Source organism: Arthrobacter antibioticus, from assembly GCF_030063205.1.
In the GTDB taxonomy this organism is placed as follows: domain Bacteria; phylum Actinomycetota; class Actinomycetes; order Actinomycetales; family Micrococcaceae; genus Specibacter.
Map to the genome: position 1 here is coordinate 71,744 of NZ_JASISQ010000007.1, position 21,002 is coordinate 92,745.

A 21,002-nucleotide genomic window follows, 5' to 3' on the forward strand; every position below is an offset into this window, starting at 1 on the left:
AGAATGTGGGCTCTGGCACCACTTATCACCACCCCCGTGAGCCTGCCCGGAGCGCAACGCTCCGTGCAGGCTCACCCTTTTGAAACGTCCAGGAGCATTGTATGACTTCCACACCAACCGGCCAGTTAACAGAGGCAGGAGTGTCCATTTGGCTCGATGACCTCTCCCGGTCACGGCTGTCCAGCGGCAGCCTGCAAACGCTTATAGCCGAGAAAAATGTGGTTGGCGTGACCACTAACCCCAGCATTTTCCATGCCGCCATTACCTCCAGCAGCGATTACAAGAGCGCCATTGCCGATCTTGCCGCGCAGGGAGCCAGCGCTGAACAAGCCGTTTTTGATATTACGACGGCGGATGTCACCGAGGCGTGCACCCTCCTCTCCCCCATCGCGGTAGCAAGCAACGGCGTCGACGGTCGTGCATCCATCGAAGTGGACCCCCGCCTGGCGTGGGATACCGAAAGCACCATTGCAGAAGCACGGACCCTGCATGCCACGGTGAACAAGAGCAACGTCCTGATCAAAATTCCGGCCACTAATGAAGGCCTCCCCGCAATCACCACCGTTCTCGGTGATGGGATTAGCGTCAACGTCACCCTCATTTTTTCCCTGTCCCGGTATGCCGCCGTTCTTGATGCTTTCCAGAGTGGTTTGGAGTTAGCGGCAACGAACGGTCATGACCTTTCCACCATCCATTCCGTTGCCTCTTTTTTCATATCGCGAGTAGATGCTGAGATTGATGGCCGCCTGGATGCCCTCGGTACCCCAGATGCCTCGGATCTGAAAGGAGCCGCCGGTGTTGCCAACGCCGTGCTGGCTCACCAGATTTTTGCCAACAACCTCTCAACACCGCGGTGGAAGGCGCTGGCAGCGCTCAACGCCGTGCCGCAACGCCTGTTGTGGGCCTCCACTGGCTCCAAGAACGCTAACTACTCCGATACCAAGTACGTCAGTGAATTAGTCACCGCCGGAGTGGTCAACACCATGCCGGAGGCAACATTGCTGGCCGCCTTTGACCATGGCGTTTTCACCACAGACACCATCACAAGCAACTATGCATCCGCCGCTGACACCTTGGCAGCGCTGGACAAAGCCGGTGTCTCCTACGAAGACGTCACGGCACTCCTAGAGGCTGAAGGCCTGAAGAAATTTGTGGCCAGCTGGAAGGATTTACTCGCGGATGTTGACTCTGCTCTGCGGCGAGCGCGCAACACCCACACCGCAGCCGCCGTGTTCCACGGAGTGGGGGTCAATGCTGGACGAGTGCTTGGACAGGTGTTACAAATGCCGGCAACTGTCGCCGAACCAGCAGCAACCTCCCCCAAGGACGCTGGGGCATCGTTGGAGGCAAACAAGGCCGCCATCAAGTCCGCTGCCAAGACGGTCCAAACGCAGCTGCGCAACCGTGCCGAAACTGCCTCTGCAGAGAGCAAGGACATCCTGCACGCGACCGCCCAGATGGCTGGCGATCCCATGCTGATCAAGGCGGCCGGCAAACTACTCTCACCGGATGCACCCGGGGGTCCGCGATCCCCGGCACGGGCCATTTGGGAAGCCGGTCAGACGGTGGCAGATACACTCACGGCCTTGGGCGGCTATATGGCGGATCGCGCAACCGATGTTCTGGACGTGCGCTCACGCATTGTTGCCGAGCTGCAGGGCCTTCCGGGACCGGGTATTCCAGTCTCGCCAGCCCCGTATATTCTGGCAGCCACTGACTTGGCACCGGCAGACACCGCCACATTGGACCCCACAAAGGTCCTGGCTTTGATCACTGCAGAGGGTGGCCCCCAATCACACACAGCTATTCTGGCCCGCATGCTGGGTTTGCCGGCCATTGTTGCGGCCCCCGGCGTGGACGGCATTGTCGATGGCACGCAGGTCTACGTTGACGGGGCAGCCGGGAGCGTCACCACCAACCCTGATGAAAGCATGCGCACAGCGGCCGCCACGTGGGCTACGCAGGCAGCACAGATGCCCGCCTTTACCGGCCCAAACACGCTGGCCGACTCACTGCATATCCCGCTGCTGGCCAATGTTGGCACCGGAGAGGATGCCCGCAAGGCAGCGGCAGCGGGAGCAGAAGGTGTTGGTTTGCTGCGCACCGAGTTCTGCTTCTTGGACCGCGAGAAAGAACCCACAATTCAGGAACAGGTGGCAGCCTATGGCGCTGTGCTTGCAGCATTTCCGGGGAAAAAAGTTGTGATTCGTACCCTGGATGCCGGTGCCGATAAGCCATTGCCTTTCCTGACCCAGGCCGATGAGCCCAACCCTGCCTTGGGTGTGCGCGGGTACCGCACCGTTGCCACCTCCGCCGGTGTACTGGAACGTCAACTCACCGCCATCGCCACGGCCACGGCCGCTCATGAAGCGGAGGTGTGGGTCATGGCCCCGATGATTTCCACCGCCGAGGAAGCTGCCCAATTCACAACACTGGCCAAATCTGCCGGACTGCAAACGGCAGGCGTCATGGTGGAGGTGCCCTCGGCAGCCTTGACGGCTTCCGCCATTCTTAGTTCAGCCGATTTCGCCTCGTTGGGTACCAATGATCTAACTCAGTACGCGATGGCGGCCGATCGGCAATTGGGCCCGCTGGCAACGCTAAATGACCCGTGGCAGCCTGCCGTGCTCAAGCTCATCAAGCTGACGGTTGAGGGCGCTTGCCAAGCGCAAGTCTCCACAGGCGCACCCAAGCCTGTGGGAGTCTGCGGTGAGGCGGCAGCGGACCCGGCTCTCGCCGTCGTACTTGTGGGATTGGGCGTCTCAACCTTGTCCATGAGTGCCCGTTCCCTGGCGCCTGTGGCCGCTGTTCTTGCAACGCTCACAATGGCGGAAGCTCAGCGGCTAGCTGCCGTGGCGCTGCAAGCCGTCAGTGCCACATCCGCCCGGGAATCGGTGCGTGAGCAGCTTCCGATCCTTGCCCAACTTGGCCTCTAAGCCTTTCTGACCCATCGACCAAAGGAATACAAATGATTGAACGTACCGCCACCGTTGCCACTCGCGTAGGCCTGCATGCACGCCCGGCAGCAATTTTCTCCGAAGCCGCTGCCGAATTTGACCTGGACATCACCATTGCACGCGCGGGTGAGCCGGCTGAGGATGCCATGGACGCTGCCAGCATGCTCTCACTCATGAGCTTGGGCATTGAATGTGGCGAGGTAGTTATCCTGCGCACAGAGGGCGCCGGAGCTGAGAAGGCACTGGAGACGCTGGTTCGGATTTTGGAAACAGATCACGACGCATAATTACACAACCTGGATTTGAAACGGCTGGGCGGACCTGTGGGTGCGCTCCAGCCGTTTCGGCTTTAACCCCGCCGAGGTTGCTGCCTTTCCTCCCATTCGCACTTATTGCTTATTTGGTTATTAGTGCTTAGAATTTAGTTATAAGTGCTTTATTTTGCCCGTAGATCTCTCAAGGAGCGCCCATGACGAACACCTTCACGCTTGAATCCACCGCTGATGCCATTCGATATGCGAGGGTACTTCCGCTGGACGTGGTCCAGGCCAAGGGATCAGGGCACGCCGGGACAGCTGTGGGACTGACTCCCTTTTTATTCACGCTGTTTCAGGAATACCTCCGCCATGACCCAAAGGACCCCTCATGGTTGGGCCGGGATCGTTTTGTGCTCTCTTGCGGACATACCAGCTTGTCGCTGTATGTCCAGCTGTACATGCATGGGTACGGGCTGGAAATGGCGGACCTGCAGGCAGCGCGAACACTGGACTCACTCACACCAGGACACCCCGAATTTGGCCACACCGCGGGCGTTGAAACTACAACGGGACCGTTGGGACAAGGCATCGGGAACGCTGTTGGAATGGCCTTGGCGGCGCGCCGGGTAAGGGGCATGATGGACCCCGGCGCCGAAAGAGGCGCCAGCGCCTTTGACCACAAGATCTTCTGCTTGGCCTCTGATGGGGATATGCAAGAAGGCATCAGCCACGAAGCCGCATCACTGGCCGGCCATTGGAAGCTGGAAAACCTCGTCTTGATCTGGGATGACAATGAGATCTCCATCGAGGGCTCAACAGCTATCGCCACCAGTGATGATGTCTGCGCCCGGATGGCCTCCTACGGCTGGGCGGTCCTTGAAATCTCAGATGCCGAATCACAAACGGACATTCGCGCCGCGCTGGATGCTGCCCTTGAGGTGAGCGGTGCTCCCGTGTTCATCCGACTAAAGTCCCGGATCGGCTTCCCCATGCCCACCCTTGGCGGGACTGCAAAGGCACACGCGGGCGCTCCGGGCGCCGATGAAGTGGCCGCAACCAAGTCTGCCCTGGGTCTGGATCCTGCCATAAGCTTCTTCATGCCCACCGAGCTGTTGGCGGCAACCCGGGGCGCTGCCACCGCACGGGCCAAGGAGCTCAAGAGCCCGTGGGAAGAGAAGTTCACCGCGTGGCAGAAGGCCAACCCTGCCCAGGCCACACTGTTGACACGCCTACTGAAGGGAGAACTGCCCGAAGGCTTCAATGCCAATTTCCCCACCTTTGAACCGGGAAGCAGTGTAGCGACCCGCATTGCCAGCGCCAAGGTTCTCGCGGCCGCCGGTCACAGTGTTGAAGAACTCTGGGGCGGATCTGCCGACCTGGCCGAGACCAACGGGACCTGGTCCAACGAGTTTCCGTCCATGTTGCCTCCCGGAGTTGAAAGCACCCAGTGGCCCGGAAACGAATACGGCCGAGTCCTGCACTTCGGCATCCGTGAACACGCCATGGGATCCATCCTCAACGGCATCGCCCTCAACGGGCTGACACGAATCTTCGGGGCAACCTTCTTTGTCTTCTCTGATTACATGCGCCCTTCGGTTCGGCTCGCCGCGTTGATGCAACTACCTGTTACCTATGTTTGGACCCATGACTCTGTTGCCGTCGGCGAAGACGGCCCCACCCACGAACCGGTGGAACACTTGTGGGCACACCGGGGGATCCCGGGATTGTCAGTAGTACGCCCCGGGGACGCCAATGAAACCGTTGCCGCCTACGAACGGGTGTTCAAGGAAAACTCCGGCCCAACCGCCATGGTCCTTAGCCGGCAGAACATACCCACACTGGAGCAGGTGGATGCTGTCCGCGAAGGAACAAAAAAGGGCGGCTATATTCTGCAGGACAGTGCAGACACCCCTGAGCTGATCATTATCGCCACTGGCTCGGAAGTTCACTTGGCAGTCCAAGCCGCCAGCACTCTCACCGAACAGGGCATTGCAACTCGTGTGGTGTCCATGCCGTGCATTGAATGGTTTGATTCTCAGTCGCAGGACTACAAGCAGTCAGTACTCCCCCGCTCAGTGAGTGCACGCGTCAGCGTTGAAGCCGGATCCGACCAGGGCTGGTACCGCTTCCTTGGCACGTTCGGTGAGGCTGTTTCTGTTGAAGGATTCGGCCTTTCCGGCAACGGCGCTGAGGTGCTTAGCCGCAAGGGCATCAGTTTGGAAGCCGTGCTGGCGGCAGCACAAAAGACTCTGCGCAGCAGCGCATCATTGACCGCAACTCTCAGCAACTGAAACAAAAGGAGCTTTTCCATGACGAACAATGATTCCTCCCCCTCGATTTCCGCAGCGGCTCTGGCCCACTACATTGACCACACACTGCTCAGACCAGAGGCCACTGCCGCAGATGTCCAGGCAACGCTTGCCGAAGCTCTTGAGCTGGGCACCTATTCCATCTGCGTCTCACCCAACATGCTCCCGCTCGCCCTGCCAGAATCGTCTTTGCTGAAGATTGCAGCCGTGTGTGGGTTCCCCAGCGGCAAACACGCCTCCAGCATCAAGGCCAGTGAAGCGGCGCTTGCTGTGACTCAGGGTGCTCACGAAATTGACATGGTCATTGATGTTGGTGCCGCTGCTGCCGGGAACTTCACCAGCGTTCAAGCAGATATCGCGGCAGTGCGTCAGGCCGTCCCGGCCCCTACTGTCTTGAAAGTCATTATCGAGTCCGCTGCCCTCACCCCTGAGCAGATTGTTGGCACTTGCCGTGCGGCGGTGGCAGCCGGGGCTGACTTCGTGAAAACATCCACCGGTTTCCACCCTGCCGGTGGAGCAAGCGTGGAAGCTATCAGGCTCATGTCTGAAACTGTTAACGGCAAGCTTGGCGTCAAGGCATCAGGTGGTATCCGCAGCCAAGAAGTTGCTCTGGCGATGATTGCCGCCGGCGCCACGCGGCTGGGCGTCTCCGGCTCCCGTGCCGTCTTGTCTGAAGCGGCACCAGCCTCCGGAGCCGCCGGCTACTAATCCCGGATTCGGGCCCCATTAGTGCCTCACTGGCATTTCCCTTACATTGGTGGGACAAAGCAAGCGAAGGGCGCTAATTCATGGGCAAAGAAGGCAACGCAAGCCAGTCTTGGGGATCAACTGGTCCCGGGATGCTGCTGCGGCTGATCCGGACCGCGGACCGTTGGACCAAAACAGAGCTGGTCCGCGAGTCCGGTTTGGCGCGTACTACGCTTATTGAGCGCCTTGAACACCTCCAGAGTGCAGGCTATGTAACTTCCAATAAGCAGCCCACCCAAACCGGCGGGCGCCCGGCCGAGACTTACTCCTTCAACGATCAGGCAGGGTACCTGCTGGTTGCCGATATTGGTGGAAGTCACGTGCGCGTGGGTGTCACCGATTTAGCCGGTATCCTGCTGGCGACCTCGGAGAGAGATCTAAATCCTGAAGACGGGCCGGACGCTGTGCTTGGCGGTGTGATCGACGATCTAGACGGGCTGTGCCGGACGGGCAAACTGGATCCTTCCCGTATCCGCGCCATCGGTGTGGGTGTGCCGGGCGCGGTCCACGAGGGAGTGCTGTCCCGCCCGGAAATCTCGGGGTGGGAAAGCACATCTGTGGCGGGTTGCTTTGCCCAGGCTTTTCCGCAGGTCCCCGTGTTGGTGGATAAAGATGCCAACATCATGGCCAGGGGTGAACAGCGTCAGAATCCCGAGAAATACCAGAACATGCTGGTTCTCAAAGTAGGGATGGGGTTGGGCTGCGGAATTGTTGTCGATGGCCGAATCCTGCAAGGTGCAGCGGGCGCGGCAGGCAGCATTGGACACATCCCACGGGGCGGGAACGTGCAGTGTAGTTGTGGTCAGTGGGGGTGCTTGGAGGCCGTGGCCAGTGGGCGTTCCATTGCCAAGGCACTACTTGATGCAGGGCAGGAGGTTCACACGAGCCGCGACATTGTTAATTTGGTGCGAAAACGTGACAGGCAGGCATTGGATCTTGTGCGCCAGGCAGGTCGGGAGCTAGGGGAAATGCTCGGACTGGTTGCAGCGGTGATGAACCCTTCCATCATCATTGTGGGTGGGAACTTGGCAGAATCGCCGGAACCTTTACTGGCAGGCATTCGCGAGTCCATTTACAGCCACTTCCTCCCGTCCCTGACAAGCGGGTTGGAGATCCGCCCATCAGTGGTGGGCTCCGCGGCAGGACTCACCGGTGCCGCCGAACTGGCCCTTGAAGCGTTACTGGATCCCGCACGCATCGACGAATCGATTACTCTGGGGCAATCGTGGCGCTAGGTTTACTTGGATGCAGGTCAACCTGCGGCGCCTGTTCGTCAGTATCGGCATAGTCATTGGGCTCGCAGTCTTTATTGGCTGGCAACGGTGGACGTTGCGGAGGCGATCCACCTCTGCTGTGCTTTCCGCCAAGGAACTATCCACCATGGCAGAAAAAGATGTTCATACCGCGCTGGAGAATCTGTTGATGTTTGAAGAACAATTCACGAGCGCTGGGGACCCTGGCAGCGCTGCTGAAACGCATGTCTATGATCCTGGCGCCTCCCATCAAGCCACGCACACAATTGCGCTACTGCGCGCTCATGAGGCGCGGGTTGAGCCTCTGAGCTGGGCGGACGTCCCCGGGGGTTTTTGGCCGATGTATGGGACAGAGCTGGTGACAAGTTAAATAAATGGTGTTGGTTCAGCACCAACAACTATCGTTACATGTCCGCACTATATTTCTTTATCCACGCCCGGTCAGGATCGAACCGATGACCCGCGCTGTCGCCATGATCGACCAAATCGATTTGTCAAAACCCGTTTCTAGGCTTTGGCAGTGCACCAAGCGCATGACAATGAATGGCAATGGAAGTGAAGCAATTGTCGATGAATTTAATGAGCGTCTAATGAGTTTGCATAAAGCTGATTGTTTCAGTCATTCGCTTTCACCCGTGTGCAAAAACAGGCTTCTCGACCTGCTAATGATGGCCGTCACGAGAACTCTGCCGAGTAGTACAACTCTGCGGCCCCTGAGGGACAAATAGCCTTTGAAGTCATCCTAAAAACGGTAAAGGGCCGGCCAGCCGCGTGCGGCCGCCAGGCCCTTTACCGTTAAGGACCAGGCCTAACTGAATGTTGCCCCGAGCAGATCCACCAGTTGGATGGAACTGTAGTAGTCAAGTCGGAAGGACGTCGGCCCCATGGCCACGACCTGTTCAGACTTGACCGAGGGCAGGTTGGCGAGGACTTTCTCGCCCTCGAACGCCTTCACGACGGAGTCGTCGGCGGCGAGCAGGAAGACGGTGTTGCCCATGGCCGCCTTGGTCAGATTTTCAAAGGAAATGAAGGCGAAGTCCTGCCGGGCCTGGTCACTGGTGTCAAGGCCCTCCGGTACGTCGGCGATCTTAAATCCGAGGGAATCGAGCACCTTGGCGTGCGTGCCTGTCAGCTTGGCGACCCCGTTGTCCTGGCCCGGGCCGTTGTAGCTGATGATGTTAGATTCGCCGGCCGGGAGCTTGATCTTGGCCGCAACATCCTTCACGTGGGCGTCGTACTTGCCGATCACGGCATCGGCATCCGCCTCATGGCCGGTGGCCTTGCCCAGTTCCAGGGCCAGGTCCTGCCAGGAGTTGCCGCCGTAGTTCACCACGATGGTCGGCGCGATGGCGCTCAGTTCCTTGTAATGATCCGCCGTGCTGTCGGCGCCGGAGGTGGAGACCACAATCAGGTCCGGAGCTGCTGCCACGACGGACTCGAGGTCAAACTCCAGGTTGGGGTACAGCACGCCCACGTTGCGTTCCTTGGCGACGTCAGCCCACTGCGAGAAGAAGCCCTGGCTGTCCGTGACGTCGCTGGGGTTGGTTGCCGCAGATGAGACGACAGGGGCCTCAATAGCCAGCAGGGTGCCCGTGACACTCAGGGACGTGGAGACAATCTTCTTCGGCTGGGACGGGATGACGGTCTCGCCGTCCTCGTGCGTGATGGTCCGAGGCCACGATACCTCGCTCCCGGCACCCACGGTTCCCGCATTCGCCGCGTCCTCGCCAGTGGTCCCCGAGCAACCGCTCAGAGCTATGCCCGCCGCGGCCGCGACCGCGATCAAAGGCAGTAGTTTGCTTCTAAACTTCACAGTGTTTTCTCCTCAAAGGGGTGGTGCATGTGGGGTGGACGAGTGTGCCCGCAGATCGCGGCTCCGGTTTTCCGGATCGTCAATGCTGAAAAGTTAGCATAGGCTTACCTAAGAACATAATTGCCTATGGTTTTATGACGTAATTATGCGCGGCGTCTGGCCGGAGCGCAGGTCACCGGAATTCCCCCGCAGGAGCAGTGTCGCGACACCAGTTACGCACACGGCTGCCGAGTGCCCGGCACCCGTCGGGACGAGCTGCACAGTAAGGCGCTGGAGTGGCTGCTGGGATGCCGACCATGCAACCGGGGACGCGAAGCAGAGCCTCGCGGGGTCTTGACGCAGCCCCACCCCCGTTGCCTTCAGGAGCGCTTCCTTGCGGACCCAGAAGTCGGCGCGGGCCATCCCCCGCCGCCATACCGGCATCCTGGCGACCCACTCCCGTTCCGCAGCCGACAGCGCAATGTTGTCAAAGCCGGCAAAGGCAGTTGATGCGTGCGCTTCGACGTCGACGCCGATGGCGGGACCGTCCGTCACGGCCACCAGGACGTGGCCTTGTGCGTGCGAGACGCTGGCGCGAAGCTGCTCCACTGGCCGCCCTCCGCGGACATAGCGAAGCACAGGCTTGTTTTCCGGTGCGGTCCCGGCCGGTAGGTGGACACTTGCGGGCTCGATGCCGAAGTCCCTGGCCAGCAGGCCCTTAAGTAGGACCCTGGCCGTTGCCGAACGGTCCCTATCCCCCTGCCGCCGTCTGCCGGAAAGTAGTTCACGCTCGGCCGCGCTCAAGTGTGGGGAAGCAGCGGCCGCTGGGTCGGGCGGGCCCTGAGCTATCCAGACCGTGGCTGGGTGCACCCAGCCGTTCCTGTCCCGCGCCGCATCGGCGTTCATCGCTTGGCCTCAATTGACGGTTCACTCGTGGAACGTGATGCCTGTTCAACGCCCTCCCCCTGATCGCTGTCCACGATCCGGTCCGCACGGCGCAGGGGCCCGAATCCGGTCAGGCCAGCAAGTCCGAGAACCATTGCCCCTGCGCCGAACACGGATACGGCGGCAGCGGCCGGCACAGCGCGCCCCAGTCCGCCCAGTCCCAGCGCCCCAGCGGAGTCGCCGCCCACTTCCTGGGCCATCCACAGTGCGTTGACGCGGCCCAGCAGCCGGTCCGGGGTGTGCGCCTGCACCAGCGCGTATTGCAGGATGCCGCTCATGGAACCCAGTGCCCCAAAAATAATCAGGAAAATCAGCGCCGAGCCCAGCCCTCCCCCCGTCCAGCTGGCAACCCCTAGCGCACCGAGGCTGACAAAGGACCCAATGGACAGAAGCATCATCGCCCTGCCCGGGCGCCGCAGGCCGGCCAGCGGGCCGCTCAGCAGCGTTGCGGCCACGGCTCCGCAGGGCACAGCCGCATACAGCAGACCCGTGCTCTGGGCGCCGATGCCGAGGGGCCCAGCTGCCAAGGCAGGCAACATGACCCTGATTCCGGAAGCCATCGTCTCCAACGTGCCGAGCAGGACCACACCCCTGATCACCGGTTGGCGATACACGAACACGGCACCTTCGACGGCGGCCCGCAAGGGGTGACCTGGCGGGGCCGAGGCATCGGGCTTCAGCGGCGGCAGGCCCGTTAACAAAGTGACGGTGAGCAGCGTCGCCGCGGCTGCACCCACATAGGCCCAACCCACGCCAGCCACGGCGATGACGAATCCAGCCAGGGCGGGGGACACCATGGTTCCCAACCTCACTGTGAGCATGTTCAGTGCACCCGCTGCCGCCAACTTGTCCCGCGGCACGAGGGTCGGGGTGACTGCCATGAGCGCCGTGACGCTCAGTGCCCCAAAGAATCCGTCAAGTCCTCCGACCGCATAGACCACCGCTACGGAGGGTTCGGGCAGCCAGGCATTGACGGCAAGTATGGCGAAGCCCGTTCCACCAATTATGCGGGAGTACAGAATGATCTTGCGCCGGTCCATCCTGTCCGCGATGTCGCCACCCACCAGCATGCCGGCAAAGGCGCACAGCCCCTCCACCGTTGCGGCGGCACCGACCTGAAGGGTCGAGCCGGTGAGCCCATAGAGCTGGAGGGGAATGGCCACGGCCAGCATGCCCAGCCCGAAGATCGAGATGGTCCGGGCGATGAAGATCCGTCGGAATGCTGGGCTGGTTCGCAGGGGCCCCGTATCGATGACCAGCTGTCGCAAGCGGCTGGTAGTTTCAGTCTTGGTCATCGTTGTCCTCGGCATGATGGTCCAGACCGGCCACGCCGGCCTTCCAGTACCCGTCGATGTCCGTGTGGCCCGCAGGTACACCTAGGACGTCGCGCACGTGGCTGCGGATCGGACGGACCGCCGAAGCCTCTCCGGCCACCCAGACAAAGAGCCCGTCCACAGGGGCGGCGAAGGCCCGGACCGCGTCAGCCAAGACGCCTGGCCCGTGGACGGAACGGTCTAGGTACCTGAGCGTGGTGCCCGCCCGCCGGGGCAGCTCCACCTTTTCGGCCATGGAGGCCAGGCTGGCGAAAACGTGGGCAGTGGCGCCGGCCGGCAGCTCCTCCATCCAGCGGGCCATGGCTGGCAGCGCCGTTTCGTCGCCCGCGATCAGGTAGTTCTCGAAGCCGCCGGGGTACAGGTGGGAGCCCCTGGGCCCCAGGAACCCCAGTTGGTCGCCGGTGGTGGCGGACCGCGCCCACCGGCCGGCCGGGCCGTGGTCGTGGAGGACGAAGTCGATCGTGAGCCTCCCCGCGACGCGGTCCAGGGCCCGCACCGTGTAGTCCCTGAAGAGGGGGCGCGGGCGCCCCGGCGGCATGACGAGCCTGCCGTCGGCGACGGCGGGTAAGTGGATCTCCCCCGTCGCGGGTTCCGGGAAGACGAGCTTGACGTGGTCGGCAACCGCCAGCGGCAGGAACGGGAACGGTTCGCGCAGGTCGTCCCCGCCGAAGACCAGCCGCCGCATTGACGGGGCCAGCATCACGTCGTCCACAACGCACAGCAGGCGCGGCACGAGCCGGTGGATGCGCAGTTGGATCTCTTGGCCGTCAACGGCAGTGGTGTTCAAGGGTTTGCCTTTCGGTGGGTGTGGTTGTTTTGGCTGTGGTGGTCTTTGGTTCCGGCCAGCAGCCTGGCCAGGCGCGGACCGAGGTCGGGGAGCGTTTCCGGGGACAGGATGTCCTCGTGCCGGCAGTCCACCCCATGGGTGGAAAGCGACTGGACCCGGCCCGCCCACGCCGCCTGGGGGTCGTAGCCCTCGGGCAGGGTTTTGGCGGCAACGAACAGTTCCGCCTTGCCCGGGAAGTGAGGCGTGACTGCGCTTGAGAGCAGCCGAACGGAGTCCTTGTAGTTGGCCACGATGTCCGCATCCATGCCGTCGGGCCCCTGCCCGGCGGCCTGGCCTAGGTCCCGCTGTTCACGTTCGGCCTCGGCCTCGGCAGCTGCCTCCCCGGCGCTCCAGTCCTGTCCCTCGGGCGGGTAGGTGTCCAGCAACCCGAGGAAGGACACTTTCTCGCCCTCGTGCGCAAGCCTGGCGGCAAGGGCGTGGGCGATGGTCCCACCGAGCGAGTAGCCGAGCAGGCTGTAGGGACCGTGCGGCTGCAGCGAGCGGATGGTGGCATAGTGCCGCTCGTGGACGTCCGACAACGCTGAGGCGCCCGCAAGGGCGCCGACGGGGCGCGGGGACTGGAGCCCGACGAGCGCCTGGTCTCCGTCGAGGTGCCGTGCCAGTGCCCGGTACTGCCAGGCGAATCCGGAGGCCGGGTGGATGCAAAACAACGGATTTCCGCTGCCCTGGCGGATCGGCAGGACCTCCCCGAACGCCTCACGCCCGTCCGAGGCGTCCTTGATCCGGCGGGCCAGGGCCTCGACGGTGCCGGCGGCCATGATGCTGCCGACCGGGACCTTGCGGCCCAGCTCACGGCCCAGCCAGGCGGCCAGGCGCATGGCCAACAGGGAATGGCCGCCCAGGGCGAAGAAATCGTCCGCGGCGCCGGGGTCCGGCACGCCCAGAACGGCGGTGAAGCCGGCTGCGACCGCTTCTTCCAGCACGCCCCGTGGCCGACGGCCCGAGCGGCGGTCCGGCGCCGGGTCCGGCAGGGCATTGCGGTCAAGCTTTCCGTTGCTGGTCAGCGGAAACGCCCCCAACACCAGCACGGCGGCAGGCACCATGTGGGCAGGCAACAGGCGTTCGCACGCCTCCCTGCACCGTGCCACGAGTACCTCCGGGCCGGCTTCGGCACCCTGCCCGGGGTGATCGGTCGGGACGATGTACGCGGCCAGGATCCGGTCGTCGGCGCCGTGCAGCCCGGCGGCAGCCCCGCCGCCAGAGCCCCCGGCGGCCCTGGCCGCCACCACGGCCGCCCCGATGCCCGGCACATCGGCCAGCACGGACTCAATCTCGCCCAGCTCGATCCGCTGGCCGCGGATCTTGACTTGGTCGTCGGCACGCCCCAGGTACTCCACGTCCCCGCCGGGCAGCCGTCTGACAATGTCGCCGGTGCGGTACATGCGCACCCCGGTTCCGTACGGGTTGGCCACGTAGCGCCCGGCCGTGAGCCCCGCCTTGCCCAGGTATCCGGTGGCCAGCTGCGCTCCCGCCAGGTACAGCTCCCCCGCAACGCCCGGCGGGGCCGGACGCAGCATCCCGTCAAGGACATGCAATTCGGTGTTCCACACGGGCGCACCGATGGGCACCGATCCGGTCAGCTGCCCGGGCACCGGGTCGACACCCCGGAACCAGCTGACGTCCACGGCCGCCTCGGTGGGCCCATAGAGGTTGTGCACGGCCACCCCGAACGCGGCCTCGGCCTTCGCGGCCAGCTCACGTGAGAGTGCCTCGCCGCTGCAGAAGGCCCGGCGCAGTGCAGGCAGCCCAGCCCCTGCCGGGCCTTCGCCCGCGTCGGCCAGGAACGCGGCCAGCATGGACGGCACAAAGTGCACCGTGGTCGCGCCGCCGTCGCGCATCAGTTCGCGCAGCAGCACGGGGTCCTTGTGGGCCCCGGGCGGAACAACCAGTTGGGATGCCCCGGCCAGGAACGGCCAGAAGAATTCCCACACGGAGACGTCAAAGCTGGACGGGGTCTTTTGGACCACGACGTCTTCCGCACCCAGGGGGTGGGCGTCCTGCATCCACAGGAGCCGGTTGACGATGGCACGGTGGGGCACCACGACCCCCTTGGGGCGGCCCGTGGAACCGGAGGTGTAGATAACATAGGCGGGGTGGTCGGGAGTGAGTTCCGCCGCCACCTGCAGGCGCCAGCCTGCAGCGCAGCCGGTCTCCCCCACCTGGACAGCACCGACGGCCGCTCCGTCGACCAAGATGGTGTTCGTGCCCGCAGGCAGCCCGGGCGCCAACTCCACCGTCGTCAGCACCGCCTGCGGGGCCGCGTCGGCCAGCATATAGGCCAGACGCTCTGCCGGGTACTCGGTGTCCAGGGGAAGGTAAGCGGCCCCCGCCTCGATGACGGCCAGCAGCGAAATGGTCAGTTCCGCGGAGCGGGGGACGCTGACGGCAACGATGTCCCCCGTGGCCACCCCTGCGCTGCGCAGGCGCCGGGCCAGGGCCAAGACCCGTTCCCGCAGCTCAGCATGGCTGTGACTGCGGGCGCCGTCGCGCAAGGCAACGGCGCCGTCCGCCAGCACGCCCCTGCCATCCAGCAGGTCCCGGAGCGTCACAGGTGGCAGCGCATGCCGGGTGTCGTTCGCGGCCTGCAGGGCGGCACGTTCAGCGTCCAGGAGGGTCTCGGCGGCCACAAGGGTTTTCCCGCCATCGGAAACCACTCGGCAGACTGCGGCCAGGAAACGCGGCAGGATGAAGGCGCCGGCCCCCTCGCCGAGGCGGTGTTCAACGACCACCCGGTACCCGGCGCTCTCCGGGAGCACGAGCACCGTCAGCGGGTAGTGGGTGTAGCCGCGGTTGCGGACACCGGAGAGGCGCAGCCCGGAGCCTTCCCGGCCTGAAGGGTCCCCGTCTGCCGGGTAATTTTCCATGACGAAGAGTGAGTCAAACAGCGTTCCGGTGCCGGCAAGGTGCTGGATTTCGGCCAGGCCGAGCCGGGCGTGTTCGCGCAGTTCAGCCTGCTGCTCCTGTAGGTCCCCTAGTTGCAGGGCTGGCGGAAGAGTCGGGTCCAGCATCACGCGGACCGGGACAGTGTTGGTGAATAGCCCGATGAGCTCCTGCGAGCGCTCGTCCTCGCGGCCGGACACCGTGGTGCCGAAGACGACGTCGGTCCTGCCGGTCAGTTCCCCCAGCATGAGGGCGTGGGCGAGGGCGAAGATGGAGTTGTGGGTGGCGCCGTACCTTTGCGCGGCGTCCGTGAGGCCACGCAGCAGCCCAGCGTCCAGGAGCGTCGTCGCCTCGGCCGGCTCCCCGTCGTCGACGGCGGCCACAAGGGTGCCCTCCAGCAGGGTGGGGACGGCGCCTTCCAAGGCAGCCGACCAAGCAGCGCCATCAGTGTCCGCCGGCAGGCGCGATGCCGACGCCTCCCTGTACTTCCCCAGGGTGCTGGGCCCGGCCTGCCCTGACTCGTAGCAGTCAAGCAGTGCACGGACGATGAGCGGGGTGGACCAGCCGTCGACCAGCAAGTGGTGCATCCCCAGCAGGAGACGTGCGGAACCGTCGGGCCACCGGACGAGCCGTGCCGACAGCAGCGGGCCGCGCCCGACGTCGAACACCCGGGCGGCCTCCCGGCGCTCCAGCAACAAAGTTTCCACGGGTGCCTCGGAACCGTCGGGGATCACGACCTCGACAAAGTCCACGGGGCGGCGGAAGGCTGGGTGCGGCACCACCTGCACGGGAGAGGGGCCGGCGGTGGTGTCAAAGGAGGCGCCCAGCTGCGGGTGCGTGTCAATGACGTGTTCGATCGCCTGTCGGAGCCTGTCTGCTGAGACCTGATCGTCGGCAAATTCCAGGACGGTCACCGAGCAGTAGTTCTCGCCATCCTTTCCGAGCTGGTCGTGGAAGAGCAGGCCCTCGTGCAGCGGGCCCAGAGGCAGCACGGCCAGCACGGGCCCGTGCCCCGCCTCGATGGCGCTGATGGCGGCCGTGTCCAGGCCCGTGCCGGGGGCGTCGGCCGGCACCAGCGTGGAGGCGGCCGCCACCGGTTCACATTCGACAAGTGCGCCCAGTGCGATGGCGGCCCGTTCAATGAGGCCCGCCAGGGCGGCAACGTCGTCCCCGTTGAGCAGTCGCGGCGCCCAGCTCCAGCACAGGGCGAGCCGCCCGCCGTCGAGAAACGCGTTCAGTTCCAGCGGATGGCCCAGGGGTGCCTGCCCGTCCTGTGCGACGGCAAAGGCGTCCGCGAAGACCGTGCCGTGCGGAACGGGCGTGAAATGCCGGCCGGGGGCGGGGAACCGTCCGAGGTAGTTCACGAGCAGGGCCGGCGGGTTGGCCGCGGCTGCGCTGGCCAGGGCGGCGGTGCTGCCCTGGTCCAGGTAGCGCAGGATTCCGTAGCCGATGCCGTGGCCGGGCGTGGAGCGCAGTGCCTGCTTCACGGCGCGCACGGCGGCCAGGGCGTCGGCGGATCCGGCGAGCGCAGCAGCGGTGTCGACCCCGTCCAGCGGAATGAGGACGGGGTGTTCCGCCGTCAGCCACCCGACCGTGCGTTCGAGGTCCTCCTCGTCGCTGTGCCGTCCGTGCGTCTCGCGGGTCAGTGGCACGGCTCCGAGCTTGAAATGGTGGGCGGCTGCGAGCGCGACGACTGTCATCAGCGTTTCTTCCACCGTCGCCTGGCAGGCTTGCGGCAGCGACTCCAGGAGCGCGGCGGTTGCGGCCTCGCTGAGCCTGATGCGTGCGTTGCCGGCCGTTGCCACTGTGTCGCGGACCGGGTCCAGTAGCCCGCGCCCGAGCGGGTCGGCACCGCCCTGCAACTGCCGGCGCCAGTGCTCCAGCTCGGTGCGGCGGGAGGCTGCCTGGCCGCTGATGAGCAGTCCCCACCGGCGCAGGGATGTCTGTTCCGGTTCGAGCTGGGGGTCACGGCCGTCCAGCAAGGCTGTCACCGCAGCTTCGAGGTCGGCCAGCAGTGTGCGCCAGGAGACGCCGTCGACCACCAGATGGTGGATGGCCAGGACCAGCCGGCGTGCCTGCGGCACCTCCTTCCCGGGCAGCGCGCCGTCAAGCAGGACGGCCTGGACCATGGCGCCCGCCGCGGGGTCCAGGCGTTCGGCTGCGGCACCGAAAGCCTCCCCCGTCCCGCCCCCGCTCTCCCGAACGGTGCCGTCCGGCAGGCCGGAGGGCGCAGGGGTGGCGGGCGCAGGGGTGGCGGGAATGTGCAGCACGTCCCCGACCACGCGGGCCCGCAGCGCCGAGTGGACCCTGAACACCTCGGCCAAGGCGCCGCGCAGGAGTTCGGCGGTGACGGCCCCGGGGACCGTGACGCAGGTGCCTTGGGCGTAGCGGCTGCCCAGCCCGGCCGTTTCGCCCAGCCAGCGCTGGATGGGCAGGGGCTCGACGTCGCCCGTTGCCTCTAAGGCCCGTTGCGGCGCGATCTCCAGCGGCACGAGCACGGCGGCCATGGCCGCGGGGGTGCGCTGGGCGAACACGTCACGGGGCCGCAGGGCCTGTCCTGCCCGGCGGGCCGCCCCGCACACAGCCATGGCGGAAATGCTGTCCCCGCCCAGGACAAAGAAGTCGTCGTCGGGGCCCACGGCGGGCAGACCGACGACGTCGGCAACTGCCTTGCACAGCAGCGCCTCGGCCTGGTTGGCGGGGGGACGCCCGGTGACGGGCACGGCGACTGCAGGCGCTGGCAGGGATGACCGGTCGACCTTGCCGTTGACGGTCAGCGGCAGGGCGGGGATGCGCACCAGGACAGCGGGGACCATGTGATCGGGCAGTGTCTGGGCCAGCTCGGCCCGCAGCCGGGCCTCGGGCGCCCGCTCCCCGGACAGGGGGCTGCCGGCGGCGGGCACAAAATAACCGATAAGCCTGTTGGTGTGCCCGAGGGCCTCGGCGACCACGACGGCGGCCCCGACGCCGGGCAGGGCGCCCACGGCGTCCTCCACCTCGCCAAGCTCCACCCGGTGCCCGCGCACCTTGACCTGGTCATCAACACGGCCGAGGCAGTCGATCTGTCCGTCGTCCTGCCAGCGGACGAGGTCTCCCGTGCGGTACATGCGCCCGCCGGGATGTGCAGGGTCGGCCACGAAGCGGGCTGCCGTCAGGTCCGGACGGCCAAGATAGCCGCGGGCCAGCCCGGCGCCGGCAATGTACAGCTCTCCCACGACCCCTACGGGGACTGGACGCAGTGCGCTGTCAAGGACGTATACCCGGGTGTTGCCGATGGGCCTGCCCACGACAGGGTGCAGTGAGTCCGTGGTCGCGGCACCCAGCGTGTCCACCGTGTATTCGGTGGGGCCGTAGAAGTTGTGGCTATGGGTGCCCGGGGTGGCACGCAGTACGTCCCACAGCGCGGCCGGGGCTGCCTCCCCGCCGAACAGCAGCAGGGCTGGGTGGTGTTCACCGGGGGCCAGCAGCCCGCATTCAAGCAGCTGCGTGCCCAGGGACGGGGTGACGTCCATGGCGTCGATGCGCGCGGCGCGGACCAAGTCAACAATGGCTTGGGGGTCGCGGCGCTGCTCATCGTCCATGACATGAAGTTCATGGCCCAGGAACATCCAGATGAGCTGTTCCCAAGAAGAATCGAAGGAGAAGGAGGCGCTGTGGGCTGCCCGCACCCTGCGCCCGCCGAGTGACACCACCGTTTGGCCAAAGACGCCGCACTCATGGTTGGCGAGCAGGTTGGATAGTCCCGCATGGGTGGTCATGACGCCCTTGGGGCGGCCGGTGGAGCCGGAGGTGTAGATGATGTAGGCAAGGTCGCCTGCCTGGACGGGACGGGACCTTTCGTCCTGCCGCACGGGACCCGGCTCCAGCGCGGCAAACGCTGCCTGTGTGGCTGCGTCGTCCACGGACACCACGCAGCCGGCAAAGTCCAGCGTGTCCGCCAGGGCAGCCGTGGTGAGAAGGACCTGGGGCGCAGCGTCGTCGAGCATGTAGGCCAGACGCTCTTCGGGGTAATCAAGGTCCAGCGGCAGGTAGGCGGCACCGGCGGCGAGCGCGGCGGCAACCGCGACCACGGTGTCCAGTGAGCGTGGAAGCGCAATGGCGACCGTTGAACCGGGGCCTGCACCGAGTGCGATGAGGTGACGGGCAAGGGTGTTGGACCTCGTACTCAGCTCGGCGAAGTCCATCCGTTCGCCTCCCGCCACAAGGGCTGTGTCGTTGCCACGGTCGGCGGCCTGCCGGTCCAGGCGGTCTATGACAGTTGCGCCGGTTGCCTCCAGTGCGGGCCCGCTGCCCCAGTCCGTCTGAATGGCGGCGATTTCGTCTGCGAGCGGGAGGGCCGCCTCATGGATGCCCGCGTCCTCACCGTCGGCCAGGGTTGCAAGCCAGGCCTGGAGCCTGGCAGCGTGCAGCGCCAATTCCGTGGCGGAGTAACGTCCGGGGGCTGCTTCCAGCTCGAGGACGATGTCGCCGTTCAGGCGGTAAACGGCAAATTCGAGGTCGTCCACGGGCCCGGCGGAGAGGTGTTCGGTGTGTACCGTGGCGCCTGGCAGCTCCGCGGCGTAGTCAAAGATCTTCAGGTTCAGCACGGGCCCGTGGAGCTGGCGGCCACTGCCGACGAGGCCGGCGTCGCGCAGGACGTGTTCCGCTCCGTAGCGGCTGTGCCGGCGGACGGCGGCCAGTTCCGCAGCGGCTTCCGCAGCCAGCCCGCCGAGGGTCTCATTATTGCCCAGTGCCAGCCGCAGCGGCATGACGGCCACAACGGGGCCCCCGGCCCGCAGGGCGGCCCCGCCTGTTCGATTCATGAACGGGATGCCGAGCACGGTCTCCCTGCTGTTGGTCATGCGGGCCACGTAGGAGCCGATCCCCGCCACAAGGACGTCGGCCCAGGTGACCTTGTGTGCGCGCGCAATCGTGGAGATTGCTGCGGACAAGTCCGTGCCCAGTCGAACCTTGTGGCGGCGCACCCGTCCCGGCCCCCCGGCCCGGGTGTCCACAACGGCCAAGGTGGCCGCCGGGGGAAGCCCTGCGCAGTAACTGCGCCAGAAGGCTGCATCCTCCCCCTTCGCTGCCGAGTCTCGATAGTCCCGTTCGGCGGCAACGACGTCAGCGAAGGCCGTAAAGGCTGCGGGCGGGCAGGCGGTGCCTTCCACAATCGCCCGGTAGTGGGCGCAGGCCTGCCGGGTGACTGCGCTGAAGCTGTAGCCGTCGAGCAGGATGTGGTGGAAGCGCTGGTACCAGATCCACCGGGTGTCCCCGACACGCAGCAACGCCTGGCGGTAGAGCCGATCCGCGCCGCCCAGGGAGACCGCGGTGCCAAGGTCGGCATCCATGAATGATTCGGCCGCCCCGCTGCCGGTGCCTCGCAGGTCCACGACCTCCAGCCCGTACCGCTGGGGTGGGCCCTGCCATTGCACCGGTTCCCCGCCAACCTCGCCGAAACGGAACCCCAGCGTGTCCACTTCCACCAGTGTGCGATGCACGGCAGTGGCGAAGGCGTCCTCGTCGAGCACGCCGTCGATATGCATGCAGCGCGCCACGTTGAAGCTGCTGCCGGACTCCCCACCGAGCTGGTGGGCATGCCAAATGCCGGGTTGCGCCCCGGCAAGGGGCATCATTGCTGTCGCATCAAGGGGTGTCTGCGGCAGATCAATCACTGATGATGGCTGGGTGGTCATGGAGTC

The 21,002-nt window shown here is 65.1% G+C and carries 11 protein-coding genes; 6 read left to right on the forward strand and 5 right to left on the reverse strand.

Annotation, left to right across the window (positions count from 1 at the left end):
* Positions 1–101 precede the first annotated feature (101 nt).
* The 6 genes from tal (at position 102) to QMG40_RS14155 (ending at position 7,893) form a co-directional block, all read left to right on the forward strand.
* On the forward strand, positions 102–2,936 hold the full coding sequence (gene tal / locus QMG40_RS17405; RefSeq protein WP_459253017.1) for a transaldolase: 2,835 nt from the start codon (positions 102–104) through the stop codon (positions 2,934–2,936).
* A gap of 32 nt (positions 2,937–2,968) precedes the next feature.
* Positions 2,969–3,244 (forward strand): HPr family phosphocarrier protein, encoded by a 276-nt coding sequence (locus QMG40_RS14135; RefSeq protein WP_283531746.1) that lies wholly within the window; start codon positions 2,969–2,971, stop codon positions 3,242–3,244.
* A gap of 182 nt (positions 3,245–3,426) precedes the next feature.
* Complete coding sequence (tkt, locus tag QMG40_RS14140) at positions 3,427–5,505, forward strand: transketolase (RefSeq protein WP_283531747.1); 2,079 nt, start codon at positions 3,427–3,429, stop codon at positions 5,503–5,505.
* 18 nt (positions 5,506–5,523) lie between these two features.
* Entirely contained in the window at positions 5,524–6,231 is a 708-nt protein-coding gene (gene deoC, locus QMG40_RS14145) for a deoxyribose-phosphate aldolase (protein ID WP_283531748.1), read from the forward strand.
* A gap of 80 nt (positions 6,232–6,311) precedes the next feature.
* A complete protein-coding gene (locus tag QMG40_RS14150; RefSeq protein WP_283531749.1) occupies positions 6,312–7,505 on the forward strand; it encodes an ROK family protein in 1,194 nt (397 codons plus the stop codon).
* A gap of 10 nt (positions 7,506–7,515) precedes the next feature.
* Positions 7,516–7,893, forward strand: a complete 378-nt coding sequence (locus QMG40_RS14155; RefSeq protein ID WP_283531750.1) for a YfgM family protein — start codon at positions 7,516–7,518, stop codon at positions 7,891–7,893.
* A gap of 438 nt (positions 7,894–8,331) precedes the next feature.
* Here QMG40_RS14155 and fepB read toward each other — a convergent pair whose 3' ends face one another.
* The 5 genes from fepB to QMG40_RS14180 all read right to left on the reverse strand — a co-directional run bounded on the left by fepB (position 8,332) and on the right by QMG40_RS14180 (position 20,996).
* Positions 8,332–9,336: a Fe2+-enterobactin ABC transporter substrate-binding protein gene (gene fepB / locus QMG40_RS14160; RefSeq protein WP_283531751.1), complete on the reverse strand. Its 1,005-nt coding sequence runs from the start codon at positions 9,334–9,336 to the stop codon at positions 8,332–8,334.
* Positions 9,337–9,468: 132 nt separating this feature from the next.
* Entirely contained in the window at positions 9,469–10,221 is a 753-nt protein-coding gene (locus QMG40_RS14165; protein WP_283531752.1) for a 4'-phosphopantetheinyl transferase family protein, read from the reverse strand.
* A complete protein-coding gene (gene entS / locus QMG40_RS14170) occupies positions 10,218–11,555 on the reverse strand; it encodes an enterobactin transporter EntS (protein WP_283531753.1) in 1,338 nt (445 codons plus the stop codon). The genes QMG40_RS14165 and entS overlap by 4 nt, the downstream gene beginning before the upstream one ends.
* Positions 11,542–12,381 (reverse strand): siderophore-interacting protein, encoded by an 840-nt coding sequence (locus QMG40_RS14175; protein ID WP_283531755.1) that lies wholly within the window; start codon positions 12,379–12,381, stop codon positions 11,542–11,544. The genes entS and QMG40_RS14175 overlap by 14 nt, the downstream gene beginning before the upstream one ends.
* Positions 12,378–20,996 carry an amino acid adenylation domain-containing protein gene (locus QMG40_RS14180; RefSeq protein WP_283531756.1) on the reverse strand — a complete coding sequence of 2,873 codons (8,619 nt, stop codon included), beginning with the start codon at positions 20,994–20,996 and terminating at the stop codon, positions 12,378–12,380. The genes QMG40_RS14175 and QMG40_RS14180 overlap by 4 nt, the downstream gene beginning before the upstream one ends.
* Positions 20,997–21,002: the final 6 nt, after the last annotated feature.